Source organism: Rhodococcus sp. 077-4 (assembly GCF_047782425.1).
Taxonomy (GTDB): domain Bacteria; phylum Actinomycetota; class Actinomycetes; order Mycobacteriales; family Mycobacteriaceae; genus Rhodococcoides.
On sequence record NZ_JAJPWC010000005.1, the window covers coordinates 22,466 to 47,386 of the forward strand.

24 protein-coding genes and 1 riboswitch are annotated in these 24,921 nt (G+C 66.0%); of the genes, 16 read left to right on the forward strand and 8 right to left on the reverse strand.

The annotated features are described in order from the left end of the window. Positions 1–19 precede the first annotated feature (19 nt). Positions 20–631: a cytochrome c oxidase subunit 3 gene (locus tag ACNEOT_RS22045; RefSeq protein WP_415976748.1), complete on the reverse strand. Its 612-nt coding sequence runs from the start codon at positions 629–631 to the stop codon at positions 20–22. A 151-nt stretch (positions 632–782) separates the two neighbouring features. Here ACNEOT_RS22045 and ACNEOT_RS22050 point away from each other — a divergent pair, with 151 nt between their 5' ends. After that, on the forward strand, positions 783–1,259 hold the full coding sequence (locus ACNEOT_RS22050) for a hypothetical protein (protein ID WP_415976749.1): 477 nt from the start codon (positions 783–785) through the stop codon (positions 1,257–1,259). A gap of 51 nt (positions 1,260–1,310) precedes the next feature. Beyond that, positions 1,311–2,372, forward strand: a complete 1,062-nt coding sequence (trpD, locus tag ACNEOT_RS22055) for an anthranilate phosphoribosyltransferase (RefSeq protein ID WP_415976750.1) — start codon at positions 1,311–1,313, stop codon at positions 2,370–2,372. An 11-nt stretch (positions 2,373–2,383) separates the two neighbouring features. Here trpD and ACNEOT_RS22060 read toward each other — a convergent pair whose 3' ends face one another. Together ACNEOT_RS22060 and ACNEOT_RS22065 are read right to left on the reverse strand one after the other, a co-directional pair. Beyond that, positions 2,384–2,659, reverse strand: a complete 276-nt coding sequence (locus ACNEOT_RS22060; protein ID WP_415976751.1) for an Lrp/AsnC family transcriptional regulator — start codon at positions 2,657–2,659, stop codon at positions 2,384–2,386. Positions 2,660–2,729: 70 nt separating this feature from the next. After that, positions 2,730–4,445 (reverse strand): DEDD exonuclease domain-containing protein, encoded by a 1,716-nt coding sequence (locus ACNEOT_RS22065; protein ID WP_415976752.1) that lies wholly within the window; start codon positions 4,443–4,445, stop codon positions 2,730–2,732. A 167-nt stretch (positions 4,446–4,612) separates the two neighbouring features. On the opposite strand from ACNEOT_RS22065, the gene ACNEOT_RS22070 reads away from it, so the two are divergent. The 5 genes from ACNEOT_RS22070 to ACNEOT_RS22090 all read left to right on the forward strand — a co-directional run bounded on the left by ACNEOT_RS22070 (position 4,613) and on the right by ACNEOT_RS22090 (position 9,650). Further along, the gene (locus tag ACNEOT_RS22070) at positions 4,613–4,894 is read left to right on the forward strand and encodes a hypothetical protein (protein WP_415976753.1); all 282 of its coding nucleotides are present in this window, start codon (positions 4,613–4,615) and stop codon (positions 4,892–4,894) included. 115 nt (positions 4,895–5,009) lie between these two features. After that, positions 5,010–5,171: riboswitch (cyclic di-AMP (ydaO/yuaA leader) on the forward strand. An 18-nt stretch (positions 5,172–5,189) separates the two neighbouring features. Next, on the forward strand, positions 5,190–5,744 hold the full coding sequence (locus ACNEOT_RS22075) for a C40 family peptidase (RefSeq protein WP_415976754.1): 555 nt from the start codon (positions 5,190–5,192) through the stop codon (positions 5,742–5,744). 305 nt (positions 5,745–6,049) lie between these two features. Beyond that, positions 6,050–7,111, forward strand: coding sequence for an NlpC/P60 family protein (locus tag ACNEOT_RS22080; protein ID WP_415976755.1), 1,062 nt, complete (start codon positions 6,050–6,052; stop codon positions 7,109–7,111). Between the two features lie 30 nt (positions 7,112–7,141). Continuing rightward, positions 7,142–8,503: a hypothetical protein gene (locus ACNEOT_RS22085; RefSeq protein WP_415976756.1), complete on the forward strand. Its 1,362-nt coding sequence runs from the start codon at positions 7,142–7,144 to the stop codon at positions 8,501–8,503. Positions 8,504–8,525: 22 nt separating this feature from the next. Beyond that, on the forward strand, positions 8,526–9,650 hold the full coding sequence (locus tag ACNEOT_RS22090; protein ID WP_415976757.1) for a glycosyltransferase family 4 protein: 1,125 nt from the start codon (positions 8,526–8,528) through the stop codon (positions 9,648–9,650). 25 nt (positions 9,651–9,675) lie between these two features. On the opposite strand, the gene ACNEOT_RS22095 is transcribed toward ACNEOT_RS22090, so the two are convergent. Continuing rightward, the gene (locus ACNEOT_RS22095) at positions 9,676–11,496 is read right to left on the reverse strand and encodes an AMP-dependent synthetase/ligase (RefSeq protein WP_415976758.1); all 1,821 of its coding nucleotides are present in this window, start codon (positions 11,494–11,496) and stop codon (positions 9,676–9,678) included. A 168-nt stretch (positions 11,497–11,664) separates the two neighbouring features. Between ACNEOT_RS22095 and ACNEOT_RS22100 the strand changes: the two genes are divergently transcribed. From ACNEOT_RS22100 to ACNEOT_RS22125, 6 genes are all read left to right on the forward strand, one after another. Beyond that, positions 11,665–12,057 (forward strand): polyketide cyclase / dehydrase and lipid transport, encoded by a 393-nt coding sequence (locus ACNEOT_RS22100; RefSeq protein ID WP_415976759.1) that lies wholly within the window; start codon positions 11,665–11,667, stop codon positions 12,055–12,057. 135 nt (positions 12,058–12,192) lie between these two features. Next, complete coding sequence (locus ACNEOT_RS22105) at positions 12,193–12,627, forward strand: SRPBCC family protein (protein ID WP_415976760.1); 435 nt, start codon at positions 12,193–12,195, stop codon at positions 12,625–12,627. Positions 12,628–12,656: 29 nt separating this feature from the next. After that, on the forward strand, positions 12,657–13,892 hold the full coding sequence (locus tag ACNEOT_RS22110) for an ArsA family ATPase (RefSeq protein WP_415976761.1): 1,236 nt from the start codon (positions 12,657–12,659) through the stop codon (positions 13,890–13,892). Between the two features lie 31 nt (positions 13,893–13,923). Next, entirely contained in the window at positions 13,924–14,388 is a 465-nt protein-coding gene (locus tag ACNEOT_RS22115; RefSeq protein WP_415976762.1) for a hypothetical protein, read from the forward strand. A 58-nt stretch (positions 14,389–14,446) separates the two neighbouring features. Further along, positions 14,447–15,421 (forward strand): ROK family protein, encoded by a 975-nt coding sequence (locus tag ACNEOT_RS22120; RefSeq protein ID WP_415976763.1) that lies wholly within the window; start codon positions 14,447–14,449, stop codon positions 15,419–15,421. A gap of 178 nt (positions 15,422–15,599) precedes the next feature. Next, positions 15,600–16,328 (forward strand): lysophospholipid acyltransferase family protein, encoded by a 729-nt coding sequence (locus ACNEOT_RS22125; RefSeq protein WP_415976895.1) that lies wholly within the window; start codon positions 15,600–15,602, stop codon positions 16,326–16,328. A 22-nt stretch (positions 16,329–16,350) separates the two neighbouring features. Here the strand turns inward: ACNEOT_RS22125 and ACNEOT_RS22130 are convergent, their stop codons facing one another. Further along, on the reverse strand, positions 16,351–17,637 hold the full coding sequence (locus ACNEOT_RS22130) for a glycosyltransferase 87 family protein (RefSeq protein WP_415976764.1): 1,287 nt from the start codon (positions 17,635–17,637) through the stop codon (positions 16,351–16,353). A gap of 80 nt (positions 17,638–17,717) precedes the next feature. Here ACNEOT_RS22130 and ACNEOT_RS22135 point away from each other — a divergent pair, with 80 nt between their 5' ends. After that, positions 17,718–18,209, forward strand: a complete 492-nt coding sequence (locus ACNEOT_RS22135; protein WP_094679111.1) for a polyadenylate-specific 3'-exoribonuclease AS — start codon at positions 17,718–17,720, stop codon at positions 18,207–18,209. A 45-nt stretch (positions 18,210–18,254) separates the two neighbouring features. Further along, positions 18,255–19,640 carry a class II 3-deoxy-7-phosphoheptulonate synthase gene (locus ACNEOT_RS22140; RefSeq protein WP_415976765.1) on the forward strand — a complete coding sequence of 462 codons (1,386 nt, stop codon included), beginning with the start codon at positions 18,255–18,257 and terminating at the stop codon, positions 19,638–19,640. A gap of 26 nt (positions 19,641–19,666) precedes the next feature. Here the strand turns inward: ACNEOT_RS22140 and pknB are convergent, their stop codons facing one another. Beyond that, complete coding sequence (pknB, locus tag ACNEOT_RS22145) at positions 19,667–21,649, reverse strand: Stk1 family PASTA domain-containing Ser/Thr kinase (protein ID WP_415976896.1); 1,983 nt, start codon at positions 21,647–21,649, stop codon at positions 19,667–19,669. 212 nt (positions 21,650–21,861) lie between these two features. On the opposite strand from pknB, the gene ACNEOT_RS22150 reads away from it, so the two are divergent. Next, positions 21,862–22,233: an Rv2175c family DNA-binding protein gene (locus ACNEOT_RS22150; RefSeq protein WP_415976766.1), complete on the forward strand. Its 372-nt coding sequence runs from the start codon at positions 21,862–21,864 to the stop codon at positions 22,231–22,233. Here the strand turns inward: ACNEOT_RS22150 and ACNEOT_RS22155 are convergent. Both ACNEOT_RS22155 and ACNEOT_RS22160 read right to left on the reverse strand, forming a co-directional pair. Then, positions 22,230–23,195: a phytoene/squalene synthase family protein gene (locus ACNEOT_RS22155; RefSeq protein WP_415976897.1), complete on the reverse strand. Its 966-nt coding sequence runs from the start codon at positions 23,193–23,195 to the stop codon at positions 22,230–22,232. The two genes, ACNEOT_RS22150 and ACNEOT_RS22155, sit on opposite strands and share 4 nt — an antisense overlap. An 11-nt stretch (positions 23,196–23,206) precedes the next feature. Then, the gene (locus ACNEOT_RS22160) at positions 23,207–24,847 is read right to left on the reverse strand and encodes an alpha-(1->6)-mannopyranosyltransferase A (protein WP_415976767.1); all 1,641 of its coding nucleotides are present in this window, start codon (positions 24,845–24,847) and stop codon (positions 23,207–23,209) included. Between the last annotated feature and the right edge of the window lie 74 nt (positions 24,848–24,921).

Genomic DNA, 24,921 nt, shown 5'->3' on the forward strand with positions numbered 1-24,921 from the left:
TGTGGCGTGCTGACTGTCACTAGCGGATGAAGTAGATCGTTGCGAAGAGGGCAATCCAGACGATGTCGACGAAGTGCCAGTAGTACGAAACGACGATGGCGGCGGTGGCCTGCGCGGGCGTGAACTTACTGACCAGGGTTCTGGTGATGAGGAAGACGAAGGCAATGAGTCCGCCGATCACGTGCAGTCCGTGGAAGCCGGTCGTGATGTAGAAGACCGAGCCGTACACGCTGCTCGACAGCGTCGTGCCCTCGTGGACCAGGTGGTAGTACTCGTACGCCTGGCCGGCTACGAAGAACGCGCCCATGGCCAACGTGATGGTGTACCACCGACGGAGGCCGAAGACGTCGCCACGCTCAGCGGCGAAGACGCCCAGCTGACACGTGAACGACGATGCAATCAGCACAGCCGTCACCGGAACCGCGAGACCGAGGTTGAGTTCGGTCGGTTCCGGCGGCCAATTTCCGTTCGCCTGGGCGCGCGCGACGAAGTACATCGCAAACAGCCCGGCGAAGAACATGAGTTCACTCGACAGCCACACGATCGTGCCGACGCTGACCATATTGGGACGGTTCAGCGAGTGCACGCGTTGGGTGATTGCCGATCCTTGAGTCCCTACAGCGCTCGTCACAGAAAGAAGTATGACCCGTCGTAGTACGGAAGGCATATCCGGGTCCGCTCTTGGCGCGTCGCGTCGGAACGAATCCGAATGCGTCCTTGTTCCCGCCCAGGTCGACGCCTATGTACGGGCCGGTAGGGTCCAGTCGTGCAAGGCTGGCCTCATGGCAAAGAGCACCGGCGGTGGATGGTTTCGAAGGCTGTTCTCACGATCGACGGCAGAGCGTCTGGACCCCACGCGCGAGGACTTGGTGATAGTGGCGAGTTGCTTCGACGACGCACAGGCGTGCTCGGCGGTGCTCGACGAGGCGGCGAAGATCCAGCCCGTGTGGACGGAATCTGCGGACGTGGTGCTCCGGCATCATCTCCTCTTGCCCTCCGAGCATGTCGAGGACGCCGCAGCAGTTGCTGCCCAGGACACCTACGAAGTGGGCCCGGACGTCGAATTACCGGACAGCAGCGGTTACCGCCCACAGGTGGACGACGGCGTTCATCTGGTGCTGCAACGCGTGCAGGTGCTGGACGCGCTGCACTGCTCGCAGGAACGTTCGCGGATGGCGGGCCTCGCTCAGCGTCGAGGGGGAGTCGTGCTCGGGTGGGACGCGTTGCAGCCCGCGCAGGCCGACGCGGCGTCTGGCTAAGCTTCCACGGCACCGAGTGCATCGACGGCAGAAGGGCACGGCAGAACCACCATGACTGCAGCGACGAGCAACGAGCAGCCGCGAACCTGGCGTCGCATTCTCGGCGCGTTGACGACACATACCGACCTGTCCAGCGCCGACACGGGCTGGGTCATGGACGAGATCATGGCCGACAACGCGACAGCCGCCCAGATTGCCGCCTTCGGAGTGGCCCTCAAGATGAAGGGGCCGACGCCGGCGGAGGTGAACGGTCTCGCCGAATCGATGCTCGCGCATGCAGTGCTGGTGCAGACCGACACCGATGCCGTCGACATCGTGGGCACCGGAGGGGACGGAGCCGACACCGTCAACATCTCCACCATGGCCGCGGTCGTCGTCGCCGCCAGCGGTGTTCGTGTGGTCAAGCACGGCAACCGCGCGGCGTCGTCCAAGAGCGGCACGACCGACGTCCTCGAAGCGTTGGGTGTCCGTGTGACTCTGGGAGCCGACGCGGTCGCGTCGAGCGTCGAACAGGTCGGCATCGGGTTCTGCTTCGCGCCGATCCACCACCCTGCACTGCGCTTCGCCGCCGCACCACGCAAGGAAATCGGCATCCCGACGGTCTTCAACGTGCTGGGCCCATTGACCAACCCTGGCCGCCCACGCGCAGGCCTGATCGGTTGCGCTTTCGAGAACCTGGTCCCGGTGGTCGCCGACGTGTTCGCGGCCCGTGGCAGCTCGGTGCTCGTCGTGCGCGGCGACGACGGCCTCGACGAGATCACCCTGTCCACCACCACCACCGTGCACGTGGTGTCCGGCGGTTCGGTCACCGTCGAGTCGATTGATCCACTGGACTACGGGATGGCCCGAGCGCCCATCGAAGCCCTCAGAGGCGGCGACGCCGAGTTCAACGCCGCCGTGGCGCACCGAGTATTCGCCGGCGAACGCGGTCCGGTCCGCGACGCCGTACTCCTCAACGCGGCCGCAGCACTCGCGGCACACCACGGAGTGTCCGGTGACCTCACCGCTCGGATCGAAGCCGGATTGTCCACTGCTGCAACGGCCGTCGATTCAGGAGCAGCAGCGCGGTTGCTCGCCGACTGGGCTCGATGCACCACCGAGCTCGTCGGCTGAGCAGACTTCGACTACTCGCCGATCGAAAATCCCGCATCCACATCGGCACTCGAATACGACTGGAACGCAATGTGAGTGGTGGTGCTGCGTACACCCCGCACGCGATTGATGCGCTTGGTGATGACCTCGGCGATCGACGCATGATCGCGAACCTTGACGATGGCGATCAAATCGACATCCCCGGCACAGGAATACACCTCCGACACCCCGTCGACATCGGCAACGGCCTGCGCCGCCTCCGGAATCAAGTCGGCCTCGGCGTCGATCAGAACGATGGCATTGATCATCTGTGCTCCTCACGCATCTCGAGCTCGGCATAGAGCGCGAGCGACCCCTAGACCCTAGTTGCCGAGCCCCCTACGAGTCGTTCCGCGGGCTCCATTCCTGGCGAGCTGCTTCCTTCGCCGTCCGACACCACGACTCCCACGACCCTGCCGACCGCGCCGGGCTGCAGTACCCACTGCTCGTCCGCACGATCCGTACCCCATCGGTGCGCAGCCACGACGCAATCAGTCCGACTTCCTCCGGGGGTGCCCCTCGCAGCGGCGTCGTATCGGGCAGAACCGTCTCGGCCGACGCGGTGATGGCATCGACGACAGGCATCGGGTGCACACCCCGCGGCGCGACGGCAGCTCCGGCCAAACGGCCGAAGCGAACCACGATCAGCTCCCACCCACCGTCGGCCGTCCGGCGCGCGGCTACGAGCTCGGCGATCGCAGCGACTGCGGCAGATCGATGCATCCTGCGGAGTGCGTCCACGGTGATCGCTATTCGGTCGCGTAGACGAGCGGCGGTTTCGTACAGCTCCTTGTCCGCCAGTTCGGATACACGGCGGCGCATCGAATAGAGAACGGCGTCGTCCTGCCCGCACACGAGCGCGAGGAATTGCGTCGGAGCGTCCGAGTACTCGTCGGCCGTCAAAGGGCCGGACAGCGCCGCTGGGCAGCCTCCGACGTCGGTTGCCGGGCAATCGTCGCCGTGTCGAACCGAGCGGGCCAGGCGTCGGGTGCATGTGCGTAGGCGACAGAACTCTGCGACGAGCGCAGCGGCCTCCGCGGCATCTCCGCGGACCGAGAACGGTCCGAGGCTGTTCGGTGCAGGCGTCCGGACGATCGACAGGCGAGGAAACGCCTCGTCGGTCAGGGTGATCCACCACCCTTTCCTGGGAAACTTGGAGCGGCGGTTGTACGGCGGGATGTGAGCCGAGAGCAGACGCAGCTCCCGTACACCGGCTTCGAGCGCGTGCGCACACTCGACGTGATCGACGCGAGTGGCCAGGGACACCATTTCCTTCATTCGGCCCCTGGTCTCCGAACCGGTGAAGTAGTTGCGCACGCGCCGTTTGAGGTTGTTGGAGGTTCCGACGTACAGCACCTCGTCGGACGGCCCGCGAAACAGATAGACACCGGGCGTGCCCGGCAAGTGCGCAGCCAGCCCGCGTTTCGCGCGTTGGCCGGCCGACACTGCGGGCAGGTAGTCGACCAATTCGGCATAGCTGTGGACGCCCTGATTGCCCACGCGCTCGATCAAACCGTGCAGGACGTCCACGGTGGCTCGGGCGTCGCCGAGCGCACGGTGCGTGGGCCTGGTGCCGGATCTGAACAAGGTGGACAGCGCAGACAGCTTCACCGAAGGTGCCTCGTCACGCGTGAGGACTCGGCGAGCCAACTTGACCGTGCACAGCACCTGAAACCGCGGCCAGGCGATATCGAGGCGACTGGCGGCGGCCTTGAGAAACCCGGTGTCGAAGCCGGCGTTGTGGGCCACCAGCACCGAGCCCCGCGCGAATTCGAGAAACCCGGGCAGTACTCGCTCGATCCGCGGAGCGCCGATGAGCATCGCCGACGTGATGCCGGTCAGCTCCACGATGTACGGCGGAATCGACCTGCCCGGATCGATCAGGGTGGCGAACTCGCCGAGGATCTCGCCACCACGGACCTTGACTGCCCCGATCTCGGTGATGGCCTCGGTGTCGGCGCTGCCGCCGGTGGTCTCGAGGTCGACGACGACGAATGTGGTCTCGTGCAGTGGGGTGTCGAGTTCGTCGAACGTCAGCTGGATGGGCAGGCTCACCGCGACGACGTTAGGGCCGACCTCCGACAAGTTCGGCCACCGCGCCGTCGAACGTGGTCGTGTTGCGTTCCGGCGGGGCCGCGTCACGAAACCTGTCGGAGGCCGACGCTATCTTTCGCTCGACGGGCCGATTCGGGCGCCGGAAACCATAAAGAGACAAGGATCACATGATCATCGACTGCAGTGACTGCCTGGTCCGCGACATCGCCTGCGCGGACTGCGTCGTGACGGTCCTTCTCGGGGCTCCGGGGATGCCGTCGAGATCGGATGGGAGATGGGTCGGACCGCCGTCCCGCATCACCCTCGAGCAGGAGGAACTCGGCGCGATGGGGGTGCTCGCCGATGTCGGGCTGGTACCTGCGCTCAAGCTCGTGGTGAACGACGACGAGACCGCCGAGGTTCCGTTGTTACCGAGTCGTGACACACCCGAGGATCAGCGTGCCGGCTAGCGCGAAACGAGCCGAATCTGCCCGCCTCGGCGCGTTGGGGTCGACACGGGGGTATGCCATTTCGTAACCTTCCTGAGACCTTGCGGAGTCTCGCCAATCCAAACCGGAGTGGCGTCGCAAGTCACCGCCTAATCGTTCACTCGCGAGAGTGTTCGTACCGGGAACCCGATATCTACTGGGGTGAATCCCGCTGAGCCACCGCACGGTGGCCGGTGGGTAGGGCTGCTCTTCCCAGCCCGAACCCGTCAGCTAACTCGGTCGGCGGACGATAGGAAGAAACGGAGCACCATCTTTCGTGGCGTCACAACTTTCCAACCGATCATTGCGGCGAGTTCTCGTAGCCGGAGCGCTCACGGCAGGCGTGGTCATTCTTCCCGCTGCACCCGCAATGGCGGCCCCCCTCACCATTCCCGGCGTCGGAACCTTCGAGATTCCTGACATCCCGGGCCTCCCTCCCCTCACCCTTCCGGGTGCGCCTGCACCGGGTGCGCCGTTGTCCCCCCAGGTCACCCCGGCAGCGAAGGCCGTTCAGGCTGCCGAGTCCAAGATCGGTGCACCGTACGTGTACGGCGCTTCGGGTCCGGACTCGTTCGACTGCTCGGGCCTCGTTCAGTGGGCATACAAGCAGGCCGGCATCAGCTTGCCCCGCACGAGCTACGACCAGGCGGCCGCAGGTACCCCGGTGTCGGCCGACAGCCTTGCTCCCGGTGACGTCGTCTCGTTCTACGACGGCTCGCATTCGGGCATCTACGTCGGCAACGGCAATGTCGTGCATGCATCCACGTCCGGCGTGCCGGTCAAGGTTGCGCCGCTGGCGTCGATGCCGTTCGACGGTGCTCGTCGTTACTGATTCGAGCGACCGACGTTCGCTGTGACCGACCGACAGGGTCGAGCCGTTCTCCGGCTCGGCCCTGTCGGCGTTTGCGGGACACAGTGCGCGACACGCCGGTCCGGTGGACAGCCGGGCGTCCAGTTCGTAATCTGATCGAGACCTGGTCGAGGTTTACTTCGTGACCTGTCACCTGGAACCTCCCTCGATTTCGGACCGTGTTCACGTCCGTGCCCGCAAGAGCATGGGTATGGTTCGTTTCGATCCACTTTTCAATCCGTTGCCCCGATCGGGGCAACATCTGCGAGGACGGAGAGTCGCTTTCCGTGGCGATATCGAGATCTACCCGAGCGTTGCGGCTGGCCCGTGACGCTGCGGTTGCTGTCACTCTGGCCGTATCCATCGCGGTCGTACCGACGACGACGGCGATTGCGCAACCGGGATTCGATTCGGCATCGGACGCGCAGGCCAAGCTGTCCGAGCTCTCCCGTGAATCCGAGCAGACCACCGAAGCTCTGCACAACGCTCAGATCGAGCTCGACGCCAAGAACCGGCAGCAACTCGACGCTCAGGTCGCCGTCGACAGCAGCCGTGCGGCTCTCGATGCAGCGCAGGCGCAATTGACCCAGCTCAAGCCCGCGATGGACAAGGTAGCCAACGTCAATTATCAGGGCGCCCGGACCAACCGACTGTTCGCCGTCATGGTCAGCGACTCGCCCCAGCAATTGCTCGACCAGATGTCGGCACTGGATGTGATCTCGGCGGAGACCGCCGATCAGGTTGCACGGTTCAAGCAGGCGAGCTCGGACGCCGTAGCGGCCGAGCAGGCGGCAGCGACGGCCGCCGATCAGGCACGCGTAGCCGCCGAACAGGCAAAGGCCGTCAGCGATGACCTCCAGGCCAAACAGAGCGAGCTGCAGGGGCAGATCGCCGAGGTGACGGCCGCGTACAGCGCTCTGTCGTCCTCCGATCAGCTGGCTCTGGCCGGCTCGACTTTGCCCGAGGGCTTCGATCCCACGACGATCCTGCAGAACCTGACGCCGGGATCGGGTGCAAGCGCGTTGCAGGCCGGCCTGACGCAGATCGGCAAGCCGTACGTCTGGGGCGCAACCGGCCCGGACGGCTTCGACTGCTCGGGGCTGGTCGTGTGGGCGTACAAGCAGGTGGGCAAAACGCTGCCGCGGTCGAGTCAGGCGCAGGCGGCAGGCGGAACTCCCGTGGACCAGAAGGATCTGCAGCCGGGAGATGTGGTGTTGTTCTATCCGGACATCTCACACGTCGGCATCTATGCCGGAAACGGAAACGTGCTGCACGCGTCCACCTTCGGTGTTCCCGTGAAGGTGCAGTCGATGGCATCGTTCCCGTACTACGGTGCGCGTCGATACTGAGGTGCGCCTCGGTGATCGACTGACGCCTGTATGACCGGCTCGAACCAGACACCAGGTTTGCGTGGTCTCGCCGCATCGCCGCGGTTGCGTTGGCTCGTGGTCGTTCTCGTCGCTGTGGTTGCCCTTTCGGTCGGCCTGATCCATCGATTCGACAGCACTGAAGGTCCGTCCGACGCGGTGTCCACCGACGCTTCCGTCGGCCGGCCGCCACCGACCTACGATCAGCAGCGCCGCGCCGATGTGACCGTGCTCGTCGAGCAGTGGGCCCGTGCGGTACGGACCGGCGACGTCGACGGAGTGCGCGCGCTGATGGATCCACAGGCCGACCCGGGCTTCGTCGAGGCGCAGGTGCGCCGGGCCGCGGTGGTTCCCGGCGTTCCGTTTGCCGATTTCGACTACGAACTGGGGGACGAGCCCGAAACCCCGGTTCCGCCGCCGATCGCCGAAGGATTGGCAGCCGCCGACGTCTGGGCACCGTCGGTGTATCTGCGGTATGCGGTCACCGGACCGGACGCATCGCCGACGCGTCGGCCGGTCTCACTCGTCGTGGCCGAGCGGGACGGTCGATGGCGGCTGGTCGACGACGCGGACCTGCCCGAGTATCGACGTCACACCTGGCGTGGCCCATGGGATTTCGGGCCTGTGGCGGTGCGCTCGGTGCCCACCGCAGCCGTGACCTCGGTGGTTGTCGGTCATCCGGACCGGGAGCAATTCGTCGCGGAGGTGGCGGCAGAGCTGCCATCGGCGACCGCTGCCGTCACCGAGTTCTGGGGAACCGACTGGGCGCGAGACGGGCTGGTCTTCGTCGCGTCCTCCGCGGCGGAGTTCGCCGAACTGACGGGGTCGACTCCACCGATCGACGTCGCGGCGGTGACGGTGTCCGACGCAGTGGCCGGGGACGGCTCGCGTCCGACGGGTCAGCGGGTGGTGTTCGGTCCCGATGCCGCGTCGCGGTTGACGCCGTTCACCGTTCGCTCGGTTCTGCGGCACGAGTTGACGCATGTGGCCGCGAGAGCGCGGACGGCGGACGGTACGGCGTTGTGGGTGTCGGAGGGGTTCGCCGACTATTCCGGATATCGCAATTCCGGTGCCGATTTCGCGCAACTTGCTCCCACTCTGGCTGCAATCGTGGCCGCCGGTGGGCCGCCGACGGTGCTGCCGAAGGACGAGGATTTCGGTTCCGGTGGTGCCCGGTCCAGCGTGGCCTACGAGTCGGCCTGGTCGGTGTTCGCGTTCGTGGCCGATCGTTTCGGGGAGTCGACGCTGCGCAGACTGTACGAGGCGCTCGCGTCCGAGGGCTCCGCAGACTCTGCGTTCGCGTCGGTACTCGGGTTGGACCGCGACCGGTTCGTCGCCTCATGGGGCGATTGGGTGGCCGCTCGGGCCCGTTGAGTGGGGGCGCTACGGTTGGGCCATGCGTCGTACTCTGCTCGTGACGAACGACTTTCCTCCTCGGCCGGGCGGTATCCAGTCCTATCTGCACAGCTTCGCCTCACAGCTGCCGGCCGACGAGCTCGTGGTCTACGCGCCACGGTGGCGCGGAGATTCACACGAGAAGTTCGATGCTCGGCAGCCGTTCGAGGTGATCAGGCATCCGACGACGCTGATGTTGCCGACTCCACTCGTGGCGCGCCGAGCAGCGAAAATTGTGAAATCGCGAGGTTGCGATTCGGTGTGGTTCGGAGCGTCGGCTCCGCTGGCAGTGATGTCGTCGTACCTGCGTCAGGCCGGTGCGGATCGCATCGTGGCAAGTACGCACGGTCACGAGGTCGGCTGGTCGATGGTGCCGGGCGGGCGTGCGACATTACGCACTATCGGTGAGAACACCGACGTGGTGACCTACGTCAGCAAGTACACGCGGGGTCGCTTCAGCTCGGCGTTCGGGCCGTCCGCCGCACTCGAGCATCTGCCGCCCGGTGTCGATACCGATCGATTCGTGCCCGACGACGCCGCGCGAGCGGAACTGCGCGCGCGCTACGGCCTCGGTGATCGGCCCACCGTTCTGTGCCTGTCCCGGCTGGTGCCTCGCAAGGGGCAGGACTTCTTGATCCGTGCGCTCCCGGGAATCCGCCGGGCCGTCGACGGCGCGGTTCTGGTGATCGTCGGCGGTGGGCCGTACGAGAAGACGCTGCGCGAGCTCGTCCGATCCACCGGGATGGACGAGCACGTGGTGTTCACCGGCACTGTGCCGTCCGCAGAACTCGCTGCCCACCACACCATCGCCGACGTCTTTGCGATGCCGAGTCGCACCCGTGGCGCGGGTCTCGACGTCGAAGGACTCGGAATCGTCTACCTCGAAGCCTCGTCCTGCGGTGTGCCCGTCGTCGCCGGTATGTCCGGAGGCGCGCCGGAAGCGGTGCAGCACAACAAGACCGGCCTCGTCGTCGACGGCACGTCGGTCTCGGACATCACCGACGCGATCGTGAGAATCCTGTCCGATCGCACGCTGGCCACGCACATGGGCAACGCCGGCCGCGCGTGGGTGGACGCAGAATGGCGCTGGGATGTGTTGACCGAGAAGTTGCGGTCGCTGATCTGACGTTCTGCACCGCGCAGCGGTTCGCCTAACGGGCGTAGATCGACTCGATCTCGTCTGCATATGCGGCGGTGATCACATTGCGCTTGAGCTTCATCGTGGGCGTCAATTCGCCGCTTTCCTCGGAGAAGTCGTGGGGGAGCAGCCGATACTTCTTGATCGACTCCGCGTGCGAGACGGACTTGTTCGCATCGGCGACTGCAGCATCGATCTCGGCGACGAGATCGGGGTCCGTCTGCAGATCCGCAGCGGTGGCGTCGGAATCCTTGCCGTGCGCGGACTTCCACCGATCGAACGCGTCCGGGTCGAGGGTGATGAGCGCGCCGATGAAGGGCTTCTGATCGCCCACGACGACGGCCTGACTGATCAGGGCACCCGCACGGAGCTGATCTTCGAGGCCGGCCGGTGAGACGTTCTTGCCGCCTGCGGTGACGATCAGCTCCTTCTTGCGACCCGAGATCGTGATGTATCCGTCGTCGTCGACAGAGCCCAGATCTCCGGTGCGGAACCAGCCGTCGTCCAGCGACTCTGCGGTCGCGTCCTCGTTGCGCCAGTAGCCGTCGAACACGACCGGTCCGCGGAGTTGTATCTCTCCGTCCTCGGCGATGCGCACGGTGTTGCCGGGTAGTGGGCGACCGACGCTGCCCACACGTTGGAATCCGATGGTGTTGACGGCGAATGCCGCCGTGGTTTCGGTCAGTCCGTAGCCCTCGTAGATCGTCACGCCGATGCCCCGGTAGAAGTGGCCGAGACGTGCACCGAGTGGCGCGCCGCCGGAGATGGCCAGCTCGCACTTGCCGCCGAGCGCGGCCCGCAGCTTGCCGTAGACCAGCTTGTCGAACACGGTGTGCTTGGCGCGCAACACTATTCCGGGTCCGCCGGTGTCCTGTGCCTCACTCCACGCCACCGCGCATTCGGTGGCGAGGTCGAAGATCTTGCCTTTTCCGTCGGCGTGAGCCTTCTGCTTGGCGGTGTTGAAGACCTTCTCGAACACTCGGGGTACCGAGAGGATGAAGTCGGGTTGGAAGGTGCCGAATGTCGCCACGAGGTTCGGGATGTCGCTGGTGTGGCCGATCGTGACTCCGGCGTCGAACGATGCGATGGACACTGCGCGGGCGAGGACGTGCGCCAGTGGAAGGAACATCAGGGTGCTGCGACCCTGTCTCATCAGCGATTTCAGCGAGGTCTCGCGAATGCCGAGCGATTCGGCGAGCAGATTGGCGTGGGTCAGTTGGACGCCCTTGGGGCGACCGGTGGTGCCCGAGGTGTAGATCAACGTTGCCGGGTCGGACGAGACGAGTGCCGAAACCCGTTGGTGCACTCGGTCTTCGGTGATCTCGGAACCGCCGTCGATCAATGCCTGCACGGCGTCTTTGCCGGATGAGTCCGTGCCCGACGGGTTCTCGACGACGAACGTCTGCCGCACCGACGGCGCAGCTGCCACAACGGACTTCGTCTCCTGCACGTGTGCATCGTTTTCGAGGATCAGCAGAACCGGCTGGGCGTCCTCGAGGATCCACTCCACCTGTCCGGCAGAGGACGTTTCGTAGATCGGGACGGTCACGCCTCCCGCGGCCCAGATCGCGTAGTCGATGAGCGACCACTCGAAACGCGTCGACGACATCAGGGCGACACGATCGCCCTGCTCGATGCCTGCTGCGATCAGTCCCCTCGCCACGCCCGTGACGAGTTGCTCGAACTCGGCGGCAGTGACGTCGATCCACTGTCCGTCGACCTGGCGGCGGAACACCGCAGCGTCCGGCGTGGTGCGGGCACGGTCGAAGACGGAATCGACGGCCGAGTCGGTGTCCGCGATGTCGTATTTTGCGGCGACGGTGAACTCGCGCACGGGATTACCTCCGGATAGAACGGGGAGAACGAAAGTCGACAGCTCGGCTTCACAGATACTGTAGACCCGGGTTCTCGGCGTCGAAACACGCCTCGAGTGGAGCCTGCGGGAGTGACCCGGGAAGAGGGGACGCGCACGGCCCCGGGTGCGATATGTGAAGCTCTGTCGATGAGCAGTATTCAAGTTGCGGATCAGACCTTCGTTGCCGCCCCCGGGGAGCGGGTGGCGCAGGCGTTCGCATCGCCCGAGCGGTGGCGTCGGTGGTGGCCGGATCTGAATCTCACGATCACCGAGGACCGGGGTGAGAAGGGGATCCGCTGGGCCGTGCGGGGCGGCGTCGTCGGCACGATGGAGCTGTGGCTCGAGCCCGCACTCGACGGCGTGATCGTTCATTACTTCTTGCATGCCGAACCCGCAGGAGACGTCGACTCGGGGGCGCACCAGCACGCGCGCCGGGTGGCCGGACGTGCCATGACCTTCGAATTGAAACGGGAGCTCGAGGCCGGGCGGTCTGCAGGTGAGGCACCCCACCACGTAGCGTCGAGTTCAGCTGGCGATTGAACCGCGCGGTACGGTCGGCCGGTTCGCATTGTGCGTCGGCGGATCGATCGTGTGTGATAGGTCTGCCGCGAGTTCGCGGCACCGTAGAGCCAGCGAAGCGCATCGAAGTACCCGAGAGGAAGCGGACGAGTAGTCATGGCGGAGAAAACCCAGAGGTCGATCGTCGTCGAAGCCCCACCGAGCCGGGTCATGGACGTCATCGCCGATTTCGACGCGTACCCCACATGGGTGTCGGCCGCGAAATCCGTCGAGGTGCTCGAAGTCGACGAGAACGGCCGTGGCAAGCGCGTCAAATTCGTGCTGGACGCGGGGATGGTGAAAGACACCTACGAGCTCGAATACGACTGGGCGGCCGACGGCAACTCGGTGTCGTGGAATCTCGTGTCGGGTGAGATGCAGAAGTCCCAGAACGGCTCGTACTCTCTGCGCGAGACCGGCGGCGGCACCGACGTCACGTACGAGCTGACCGTCGACCTGAACATCCCGATGATCGGTCTGTTCAAGCGCAAGGCAGAGAAGGTCATCACCGACACTGCACTCAAGGAATTGAAGAAGCGGGTCGAAGGCTGAGCGAGGCTCGCACCGAACCCCGCACCACGGTGTTGCTGTTCCTCGGCAAAGGTGGTGCGGGTAAGACGACGCTGGCGGCCGCGTCGGGGCTTCGGCTCGCGCAGGCAGGCGAGCGGGTACTGATAGCTTCCGTCGATCAGGCGCACTCACTCGTCGACGCGTTCGCGGGTGGCGCGAGCGACACCGAGGCGGGGGATACGTCGGGCATCCGATCGGTCGCGGCCGGCCTCGACATCGTCGAGATCGACACGTTGGGGCTGCTCGAGGCGAAGTATCGCGGACTGGGTTCGCTGATGGCCGTGGCGTCTGCCGGCCACGAGCACGGGGTCAGTTTCGGGGCGATCGAGCCGGAGGAGTTGCTGGGTTTCCCCGGGGTCGAAGAACTGCTCGGGATGCACGAGATCTGCCGTCTCGTCGACGACAGTCGTTGGGACACAGTGATAGTGGACCTTCCCGCGTCGGCAGATGCGCTGCGCACGCTGCAGTTGCCCGACACCGTTGCCGCGTATGTCGAGCGGATCTGGCCCCTGCACGCGCGCATGGTGGCAGGCACCGGCCCCGATGTACGGCTCACCCTCGTGGTGGCGATGATCGAGCGAATCCTCGCGCAGATCGACTCCGTCCGGTCCCTGGTCACCGACTCCGAACGCACCGGGGCGACCGTGGTCGTGACAGCCGAACAGCTCTCGGTCGCGGACGCGGAACGAACATTGTCGGCAGCGGCTCTGCTCGGCATCAGAATCGATCGTGTTCTGGTCAACAAGATGCTGCCGCGGCTCAACGCGTCGTCGATCGGTCTGGTGGGCGCACATCCGGCGGTGTTCTGGTTCGAGCGGTGGCGGGCTGCGCAGCTCGACGCCGTCGCCGAGCTGCGCCGACGCATCGGCACTGTTCCGATCGTGGAGGTGGAGCACGCCGACGGTGAACCGGTAGGGTTGGGACCCTTGCAGGATGTGGCCGATCGCCTCGAACCGGACTCCCTCGAACCGCGCGCGCCGGGCTGGGGTGAGCAGCCTTCGGTCGTACTCGAGTCGGGTCACGGACTCGACTCCGTATATGCGATGAGAATGCTTCTGCCGGTAGTGGATTCGACGACCTTGGGCTTGGGGCGAGTGGAGGACGACTTGATAGTGAGTGCCGACGGGAGGCGACGGCGCATCAGGTTGGCGTCGGTGCTCCGTCGGTGTGTCGCCGACTCCGCCGAGCTCGATGGACCGTCCCTGGTGGTTCGTTTCCGTCCCGACCCCGATGTGTGGCCGCGGTGACCCTCACGATCTCGACGACGGGGGTGCTCGGATGACGTCGGACCATTCCGAGCTGGGAGCGGACCTGCTGGCTCTGGCCGACACGGTGTTGACGCGACTGGAGCCCATACTGCGTGGGGTCGCCGAATCGCAGCAGGATCGCGACCGCCAGGGATGCACCTGGTGCCCGGTCTGCGCCCTCGCGGCACTGGTCCGCGGTGAGCGTCACGATCTCATCGAGCTCGTGGCCTCCGAGGGTGCTGTGGTGATCGCTTTGCTGCGTCAGTTGCTGACCGACCACACCACGGCCGGAACGCAGCACACTGCTGCACACGCTTCGCCCGCCCCACCGTCGCCGCAGTCCGGGCCCGACGGTGACACCGGTTCCCGCTCCGATCCGGGGGAGGTCGCGGACGTGTCGGACGACACCAAACTTCCGGGTGAACGCCACGCCGCGTTCGTTCCGATTACCGTTCGCGTGAAGGATTCGCGCTCGAACGGACGGGACCGTCCGTGATCGGCGGAGTGATTCGGGCTCAGACCGCGTGGGGGGCGGCCGAGGAAGGCATGGACGAATGAAGCGCAACCACCAACGACTGACCGTCGGTATCGACGTGGGCGGCACGAGCCTGCGCGCGTCCGTCGTGGATGCGGACGGGCAGGTTCTCGACTCGACGGCCGCTCCCACTCCGCACACGGCCCGCGCGCTCGAACGCGGTCTCGACCGGGCCGTGCAGGAGCTGGCCGGGCGACACGACATCGCGGCCGTCGGGCTCGCCGTCGCAGGGTTCATCGATTCCGAGCGGACGACGGTTCGCTTCGCCCCACATCTGCCCTGGGTCGACACTCCCGTGGCGACCGAGATGAGCAAGCGCATCGGCCTGCCGGTGTTGCTCGAGCACGACGCCAACTCGGCGGCCTGGGCCGAGTACAGATTCGGTGCGGCGTCCGGGGGCCGCAACGTGGTGATGGTGGCCATCGGGACCGGAATCGGTGCGGCTCTGCTGATCGACGGCAGGATCTACCGCGGGAGCCACGGCGTGGCACCCGAGCTCGGCCACATCCAGGTCGTCCCGGACGGGCGGGCATGCCCCTGCGGCAAGCGCGGTTGTTGGGAGCGGTACTGCAGCGGCACCGCCTTGGTGGACACCGCCGTCGAGTTGCTCGCCGCGGACCCGTCGTCCTCGACGACTCTGGCACGCGAGGTGTTCCTCGATCCAGGCTCGTTGACCGGCCGTCGGATTGCCGGTGCCGCGCACGACGGTGACTCGATCGCCCGCCGCACCATGGAAGATTTCGCTCAGTGGCTCGGAGTCGGTTTGTCGATCGTCAGTGACGTGTACGACCCCGATCTGATAGTGCTCGCCGGTGGAGTTGCGACGTCGTCGAGTCAGTTCCTGGCCCGCGCGACGGACAAGTACGCGCAGTTGGTGACCGGTGCCGGTCATCGTCCGCTGGCCCGAATTCGCAGTACTCAGCTCGGTGAGGCGGCAGGCATGATCGGGGCCGCAGAGCTGGCGCGAGCGCAGTTCGTCACCGGCGTTCGCTGACTGTTCGATTCCGCGTCGTGTGACCTCTGTCCCCGTGTCATCGATGATGTGGCTGGTGTCATAAACCCTGGGTACAGTTCACGGTGCGGCACGGTTCGTGGATGCACGGCCGCAGTCGATTCGCTTTCGAGAGAACCGGCATCAAACGATTTCCCGACCATCATCAGGGGGCATGTCAATGTGGTACTGGCTGGTCAAGTACGTTTTCATCGGGCCCCTTCTCATCGCCCTCGGTAGGCCGACGATCGAGGGTGCGGAGAACATTCCGGCTCAGGGTCCGGTCATCCTGGCCAGCAACCACAAAGCTGTTCTCGATTCTTTCTACCTCCCGCTCAAGACGCCTCGGCGCATCACCTTCCTCGCCAAGAGTGAGTACTTCACCGGACCCGGCCTCAAGGGCGCATTCCAGAAGTGGTTCTTCACCGCAGTCGGACAGGTACCGATCGATCGCACCGGAGCCGACGCGGCGCAGGACGCTCTCGATGCAGGCGTGCGCGTGATCGAGGCGGGCAAGGTTCTCGGTATCTACCCCGAGGGCACGCGGTCACCCGACGCCCGGCTGTACAAGGGTAAGACCGGCATGGCGCGTCTGGCGTTGCAGACCGGAGTGCAGGTGATCCCGGTCGCGATGATCGGCACCGAGAAGATGAACCCGATCGGTTCACGCATCTGGCGTCCGGCGAAGGTCACCATCCGGGTCGGAAAGCCGATCGACTTCTCTCGTTTCGAGGGTATGGCCGGCAACCGATTCGTCGAGCGTGCCGTCACCGACGAGGTGATGTACGACCTGATGTTGCTCTCCGGTCAGGAATACGTCGACGTGTACGCCGCATCTCTGAAAAAGACTGCATCCGAATCGGATTCGGCCCCGGCCCCGCAGCGAATTCCGGATTCCAAGGCCAGCTGAATCTGCTCGGACCGCACCGCGATCAGCGCGCGGGGCGCGTCTCGACCGTCGCTCGATCGGTCCACGTGACCGCGGCGAGCACGACGATCGACGCCAGGGCCCACCACACGTAGCCCGAGGCGGCGAACTGGTCGACCAGCGGCCAACCGAGACCGCTCCATCGTCCCTCGCCGAGGTGCCAGTGCGGCGGGTAGAGCATCAACGCCACTCCGACGGCCACCAAGGTTGCCAGCAGAGCACTGCGGCGGCGGTAGCCGAGGACGGCAAGCACCACGGTGAACGGGATGGCCCACACCCAGTGGTGCGACCACGAGACCGGCGACACCAGCAGACCGAACATGGCATTGATCGTCAGCGCGAGGGCAGTCTCGCCGGCGGCGAACGCTTTTCGGATCGCCACCGCCGCGACGGCGAGCACCACCACCGACAACGCGAGCCACAGAATCGACCGGGGCAGCTCGTCCAACCCGAGCCGGGCGAGCACTCCGGTGATGGACTGGTTGGGCGGGTACGCCGGGCCGCCGATTCGGTCGGAATCGACGATCGTCTCGGTCCAGTACCTCACCGAGTCCGACCACGTCAGCGCGAAACCGATCGCAGTGAACGCGCCGAAGCTCAGCACCGACACCACCGCGGCTCGAAAGTCCTTGCGCAGCAGGAAGTACAGCACGAACACAGCGGGCGTGAGCTTGACGGCGGCCACGAGACCGATCAACACACCTCGCGGCCACGGCGTCTTCTTCGGCAGGCAGTCGAGCGCTACGAACGCCATCAACACGATGTTGATCTGCCCGTAGTTCAGCGTCGAGGTGACGGGCTCGAGCACCAGTACGGCCACGGCGAACACGGCTCCGGCCGACCACCACACGAGCGTGCGAGGACGTAGTCCTAGCGAGGTGAGGGTCACCACGACCGTCACCAGCAGCAGGGCCATCGACAGCACTGTCACCGCGATGGACGCGGCGTACAGCGACACCGACGACAGCGGGCTGAAGATCGCTGCGGCGATCGGGGGATAGGTGAACGGCAGGGTCGTACCGGTCGCGATCGGCGGCAGCTGGCCGTAGAGATCCCCACCCTCGGCGAACACCTGACCGCCGAGGCGATACACGTCCAGATCGAGTCGGTAGTGCTCACCGATCGCACGCAGGCCCGGAAACCCGTTGAGGTGGAACGCAACGCCGACGACGGCACCGATCAGCACGACGACCCGGCTCGACGCGACCGCCCAACTGGGCCACCGGCGTCGCGTCGGCCCGGCCTGCTCCGATGCCTCGGCGACCGGACGGTTGGTGTCGGGCGAAGTCACTGGCGTTCCCTTTCAGGGCTGTTCGGATCGGGGTACCGGTACGTGGGGGACGTGTCGGGGCACGCGCTAGGGTGAGCCGCGTGCGCTACTTCTACGACACAGAGTTCATCGAGGATGGTCGCACAATCGAGTTGGTCTCGATCGGCGTGGTGTCGGAGGACGGTCGTGAGTTCTACGCGGTGTCCTCCGAGTTCGACCCCGAGCGCGCGGGCCGGTGGGTTCGACGCAACGTGCTGCCCAAGCTGCCACCGTACTCGTCACCGCTGTGGATGAGCCGGTCCCGAATCCGTGACGAACTGCTGGAGTTCCTTGTTCCGCACTACGGTGCCGAGGTCGAACTGTGGGCGTGGGTTGCGGCGTACGACCACGTGGCGCTGTGCCAGCTGTGGGGCTCGATGACCGAACTACCGCGTTCGCTGCCGCGATTCACTCGGGAGTTGCGCCAGCATTGGGAGGATCGGGGCAGTCCCGAGCTGCCGTCCGTACCCGACGACGCTCACGACGCGCTCGCCGACGCTCGGCACAATCTGGCGAAGTTCCAGGCGATCGAGGAGTACGCGCACCGCGGGTGAACACCCGTTGTCCTGCGGCTTCGGTGGAGCGAATATCCTGTACGGGTGAACTGGACTGTCGACGTACCCATCGATCGCTTGCCCGACCTGCCGCCGCTGTCACCGACGCTGCGCACTCGATTGGACGATGCGTTGGCGAAGCCCGCTGCGCAGCAACCGCAGTGGGATCCGGAGCAAGCGGCCGACATGCGCAAGGTGCTCGAGAGCGTTCCGCCGATCACCGTCGCCGGTGAGGTGGAAGCGTTGTCGGACAAGCTCGCCGCCGTCGCTCGTGGTGAGGCATTCCTGCTGCAGGGTGGCGATTGCGCCGAGACGTTCGTCGACAACACCGAGCCGCACATCAAGGGCAACATCCGCACCCTGCTGCAGATGGCGGTGGTGCTCACGTACGGCGCGAGCATGCCGGTGGTCAAGGTTGCTCGCATCGCCGGGCAGTACGCCAAGCCGCGTTCCTCGAACATCGACGCGCTGGGTCTGCAGTCCTACCGCGGCGACATGATCAACTCGCTCGTCGCCGACGAGAGCGTCCGCGGCCACGACGCGTCGCGACTGGTGCGTGCGTACGCCAATGCCAGCGCAGCGATGAACCTGGTCCGCGCCCTCACCGGTTCGGGCATGGCGGATCTGCGCAAGGTGCACGACTGGAACCGCGAGTTCGTCGCTCAGTCGCCCGCCGGTGCTCGCTACGAGGCACTCGCGGGGGAGATCGACCGCGGACTGCGCTTCATGGACGCCTGCGGCGTGTCGGACCCCAACCTGCACACTGCCCAGATCTTCGCCAGCCACGAGGCACTCGTTCTCGACTACGAGCGGGCCATGCTGCGCCTGGACAACACCGACGATCACCCCAAGCTGTACGACCTGTCCGCACACTTCCTGTGGATCGGCGACCGCACCCGTCAGCTCGACGGAGCGCACATCGCGCTGGCCGAGCTCATCTCGAACCCGATCGGTCTCAAGATCGGGCCGACCACCACACCCGAGATGGCCGTCGAGTACGTCGAGCGCCTCGACCCGACCAACAAGCCGGGACGCCTGACGTTGATCTCCCGCATGGGCAACGGCAAGGTGCGAGACATCCTGCCCGCCATCATCGAGAAGGTGCAGGCCACCGGCCACCAGGTCATCTGGCAGTGCGATCCGATGCACGGCAACACCCACGAGGCGTCGACCGGTTACAAGACGCGGCACTTCGACCGCATCGTCGACGAGGTGCAGGGGTTCTTCGAGGTGCACAACGGCCTCGGCACCCACCCGGGCGGGATTCACGTGGAGCTGACCGGCGACGACGTCACGGAGTGCCTCGGTGGTGCCCAGGACATCTCGGACCTCGACCTCGCCGGCCGCTACGAGACTGCCTGCGACCCGCGTCTGAACACGCAGCAGAGCATCGAACTGGCGTTCCTCGTGGCCGAGATGCTCCGGGACTGATCTGCTCGCCGGACTGCGCGGGTAATTCAGGGCAGCGAGACGACCATAACCTCGGAGCCCGGTTCCACTCGAGAACCGGCTCCGGGGCTCTGGCTGATCACCAGCGACCCGTCGGTGTCCACTACTTGACGGACGTCGATCGTCAAACCCAGCGCAGCGAGTGTCGTCCGTGCGGAACCGACCGACCTGCCGAGCAACGACGGCACGGTGACGGCGGTGGACACGTCCAGCACGGCGGTGGAACCGGACCTGACCGTCTGCCCGGCTGCGGGCGTCGTACCGATCGCCTTGCTGCCGTCGGTGTCCTCGTCGAACTTCTCACGCACCTCGCCGACGGTGATGCCCACCGACTCCAGCGTCGTTCGGGCCTGATCGACGCTCTGCCCGCGTACGTCGGGCACCTCGACCGGCGGCGCTCCCTTGCTGCGCAGCACCGTGACCGCGGCTCCGGTGGACAGGACGGTTCCCGGGGGTGGGTCGAGTGCAGCGACGCCGCCGATCGGCGCGGTCGTACTGAAGGCCTCGCCGCCGTCGACCGGCGTGAAAGTCCGATCCCGCAATTGCTGTTCCATGTCTGCGACGGATGCGCTGGCGTCGATGGAGGGCACGGTCGGGCTGCCCAGTGATACCAGCAGGAAGACCGTGTCGCCCTTGGCAATTCGTGATCCGCCGGTGGGATCTGTTCCGATGAGAAGGTCGGTGTCCACCGAATCGGAGTAGGCTCCGCGCACCGCCGCCTCCAGTCCGGCGGCTTCGACAGCGCTGGTCGCACCGGTGGTGTCGAGTCCGTCCACCATCGGTACGGCGGTGTAGCGACCCGAACCCATCCACCACCCGCCGAAGCCGACGAGTACGGCAAGCAGCGCGACGACGAGAAGCCAAATGACGATCGCTCGACGCGAGCGCTGGCGATCGGCGTCGAAGTCGGGAAACTCGTACTGCCGTCTGCCGGTCAGCGGCGGCCCGGCAGGCGGCCCGTCGAAGAGTTCCGGGCCGTGATCGACACCTCGGGAGGTGGGCGATGTGACCACTCGGGTGTGCTGCACCCCGTGCTGCGGGGGGTGCGGCGGCAGATCCTGGACCACCTGGGTGCGAGCGGACGGCGGGCGATTGCCCGCGACCGTCGTCGGTGCTCCGGCCGCTGCCGAGCTCAGATGCTGGGCCGAGCGTTTGGGAGCGGGCACTCGGTACTCGGGTAGCGCCAGCGCCGACGCGGCGGCGCGCAGTGCGCGGGCCATGTCGTCGGCGTTGCGGTATCGGTGTTCGGGGGCGCGGACTGTCGCGCGCTCGACCACATCGTCGAACTGCGGTGGAACACCCGCGATGAGAGTGGAGGGGAGCGGTACGTCGTTGTCGATGCGCTGGTAGGCGATGGACAGCGAGGTGTCGCCGGTGAACGGGGTGCGTCCGGTCAGTAGCTCGAACAGCACGACGCCGACGCCGTAGACGTCGCTGCTCGCCGACGCGGAGCCGGTGGTGACCTGTTCGGGTGAGAGGTATGCCGCGGTGCCGAGAATCACACTGCTCGACGTCACGGTGGAGGCCGCAATGGCTCGCACGAGTCCGAAATCGGCGATCTTCACGTCGCCGTCGTCACTGATCAGGATGTTCTCGGGCTTGATGTCGCGGTGCACGAGACCGGCTCGGTGAGCGACGGCGAGCGCCTCGAGGACCGGCCGGATGACGGCCACTGCAGCGTGCGGTGGCATCGGTCCGCGCTCGCGCAACAGCTCGCGCAGGGTTCCGCCTTCGACGAGTTCCATGACGAGGAAGGCGTGTTCGCCGTCGCGCCCGTGGTCGTAGACGGCGACGAGGCCCGGGTGGCTGAGCCTGGCGACGGCCCGCGCCTCGAACTCGAAGCGTTGAACGAACTGCGGGTCCTCGGCGAACTTCGGATCCATGATCTTCACCGCGACGGGGCGGTCGAGCCTGGTGTCGAGTCCGCGGTAGACCGTCGACATACCGCCACGTGCGATCGGTGCGTCTATTCGATATCGACGATCGAGCATCGAACCCGGTATCACCGAACCTCCCCTCGTCCCGTTCGTCGGCCGCCCGGAATGCCGGACACCGAAGACGATGGTATCCGTGCCGTGGGTGGTGTCCGACGATCGTGGTCCGTGTTCGGTCCTGCGAGGCAGGTTGCAGGAGTGGAGCCTGCGGAACGACCCGGCTGCCACGCTTTTGAAGTCTTGACGCCGGACCCGTTAACGTTGTCCGCGTGAGTGCCATTCCCTACGCCGACGACGTGCTCGATCCGTCGGTCTCTTTGCTGCAGTTCGCCGATGTCGCGAAGATCCTCGATGTCCCCAAGACCCGCGTCGAACAGCTCCTTCGAGATCGTCAGCTGCTGGCTCTCAAGCGCTCGCGCGTGCCCGGTGTGCCGGAGCTGTTCCTCGACACGACCAAGGGCGAGATCGTCAAGGGTCTGCCAGGGTTGTTGGCCGTGTTGCACGACGGCGGTTACGAGGACGAGGAAATCCTGCGGTGGCTCTTCACCGAGGACGAGAGCCTGCCCGGCGCGCCTGTCGCCGCACTGCACGGCGATCTGATGCGTGAAGTGATCAGGCGCGCACAGGCAATGGCCTTCTAGCGGACGGTCGCGCGCTTGAAGCCGGTGACGGCGAACTGCGGAAGCGCGACGCGCACGCGAGTCCACTGCGGCACCGTCGCGCGTCGGGACAGCACGCGATAGCCCTGCGATTCGACCTCGTCGAGAATGCGGCCGTACAGGATCGACGCCGTGCGCATGGACGGTCGCACCCGTGGATCCAGCATGTCGATACCGGCATCGGACGTGCGGTAGATCGAGCGGGTGACGGCGATCAGGTGCGCGAGGGCCCTGGTGACCCGGGCGTCGACATTCCCCGTCGTGCGGCACCACTGCAGCAATTCCTCGTCGACGCCGAACGCCGCGAGTTCGTCGGTGGGCAGGTAGATGCGGTCGCGGTCGAGGTCCTCGCCCATGTCCCGAATGAAGTTGGTCAGCTGGAACGCCTCGCCCAGGGCTGCGGCGGGCGGCTCGGCCTCCGACCGATCGACGACGGTTCCCAGAATCGGCAACATCTGCAATCCGATGACCGCTGCGGAGCCGTACATGTACTCGCGCAACTGCTCCATGGTGCGGTAGCGCGAGACGAACATCGCACTTCCCGGAATGTCCATGCGCATCGAATGCATGAACGCGTAGAAGTAGTCGTGCGGAATGTCGTAGCGCGCCACGGTGTCGCACAATGCGCTCAGTACTTGATCGGACACGCTGTCGGACAACGGTTTTCCCGCCAGGGCGTCGCGCACCCGAGATTCGATCACGTCGAGTTCGACGATGCGACGGGCGTTGAGCTCATCCGACCCGACGGCGATGTCGGTGCCCTCGAGATCGACGATGTCGTCGACCATGCGCGCGAACCCGTACAGCGCGTGCACGCCTGCGCGCTTGTTCGTGGGGAGCAGGCGAGTGGCGAGGAAGTACGTCTTGCCGTGCTGGGCGTTGAGCTCGCGGCAGATTCGGTACGCCTGGTGCAGCGCCGGATCGATTCCGTCCAGTTCTTTCATCACGCGGGCTCTCATGACGGGGATTGGTCCCCGGTCGGTTCCGTCATCGAGGTCTTGGGAGCATTGGGCACAGCTCGGTGTTCCCTGGATCGGTCCGACCGTAAACGCAGCGGATCCACCCGGGTCAACGCGCGAGCGGCCACGACTGCGGCGAACACGGCAAGTGCCACGTGGAGGACGCTGTACAGCCCGATCGAGCCGTCGGGTTGGAAGACGAGCATGAGCCAGGTGGACAGACCCGTCAGCACCATCAACGTGGTGCGGGAGAGCGCGAATCCTGCGGCGATCGCCAGCGGCCACGAGTAGTACCAGGGCAGGGCGGCGGGGGAGAGGACGACGGTGGCGACCAGGGCGATCAGGATTCCCTTGACCGCATCGCGCTCGGATCGGCGCCCGAGCCACCAGGCCGCGGCGAGAACGATCACCAGGGCGATCGAGCACAGCAGGCGACTGACGTAGAGAACCGGCCCGAGGCGTAGATCGAGGAACCAGGAGGTGCTGACGGTGACCAGGTGCGCCAGGATCGTCGGCAGCGACAGCCAGTTGATGATCTTGGCGGATCCGGAAAGCGCTGTCAGCCAACCGATTCCGACTCCCGCAATCACGGACGCGACGGCGAAGACTGCGACGAAGACGCCGGCTCCGATTCCGGCAGTTTTCGTGAACGCCAGTATCGGAGACATCGGTGTTCGGCCCTCCGCGCGCGCCTTCTCCCGCAGATGCAACATCCAGATCCACACGAGGAACGGCAGCGCCAGGCCTGCTGTCGCCTTGATGGCCACGGCGATCGCCACCAGCGCGATACCGGACACGTGCCGGTGTTCGAGGGCCAGCACGATGCCAGCGGTCATCAGACCCACCATGAGCAACTCGTTGTGTACGCCGCCGATCAGGTGGACCAGTACCAGCGGGTTGAGCACGGCGAGCCATACCGCAGTGGTCGCTCGGCCGCCGAGGTGCTTTGCCAGTCGCGGAACCGCCCACATCATCAGTGCGAGTCCGGGCAGCATGGTCAGGCGGAGCAGCATGGTTCCGGCAATGACGTTGTCGCCCGTCAGGCTGGTGATGCCGCGGCCCAGCAGCAGGAACAGCGGGCCGTACGGAGCGGTGGTGGTGGTCCAGACGTTGCTGACGTTGTCGAGTAGAACGCCTGGATTGGCAACGGGTCCAACGGCATACGGGTCGAATCCGTCGCGCAGCAGAGCGCCCTGAGCAAGGTAGGAGTAGGCATCACGACTGAACATCGGAACCGACAGCAGCAGCGGCGCGGTCCACGCCGGAACGATCCACCGCAATTCGCCGACGGTGGTACGCCCGTGCAGGGTCGCCCGCCCGAGCCGGACCCAGGCGGTGATCATGAGCAGTACGCCGACCCAGACGATCACGGTCGAGAGCACGAAGCCGTGACCGAATCGCAGCCACGACAGGTGCATCTCCTCGAGCAGCGGATCGCGTCGGCGCACACTGCCCGCGCCGAAGCCACCGAACACGATGCAGACGGCACCGACGACACCGAGCACCGCCGCCTTGCCTTCGGGGCTGCGCAGGAAATTACCTGTCGTGGTCAGTCTCGACGGTCGTCGCGAAGCGGTGGAGGCGGGGCCGTCCGACGATCGATCCTCGGAGGTGGAGTGCGACGAAATCGAAGACATTGCCGCCTGCTCCTCCTCTGCAACGAGTTGTGGGTCGAGATGTGCGCGTCGACCGATACGTTCCGGCCGGTGGT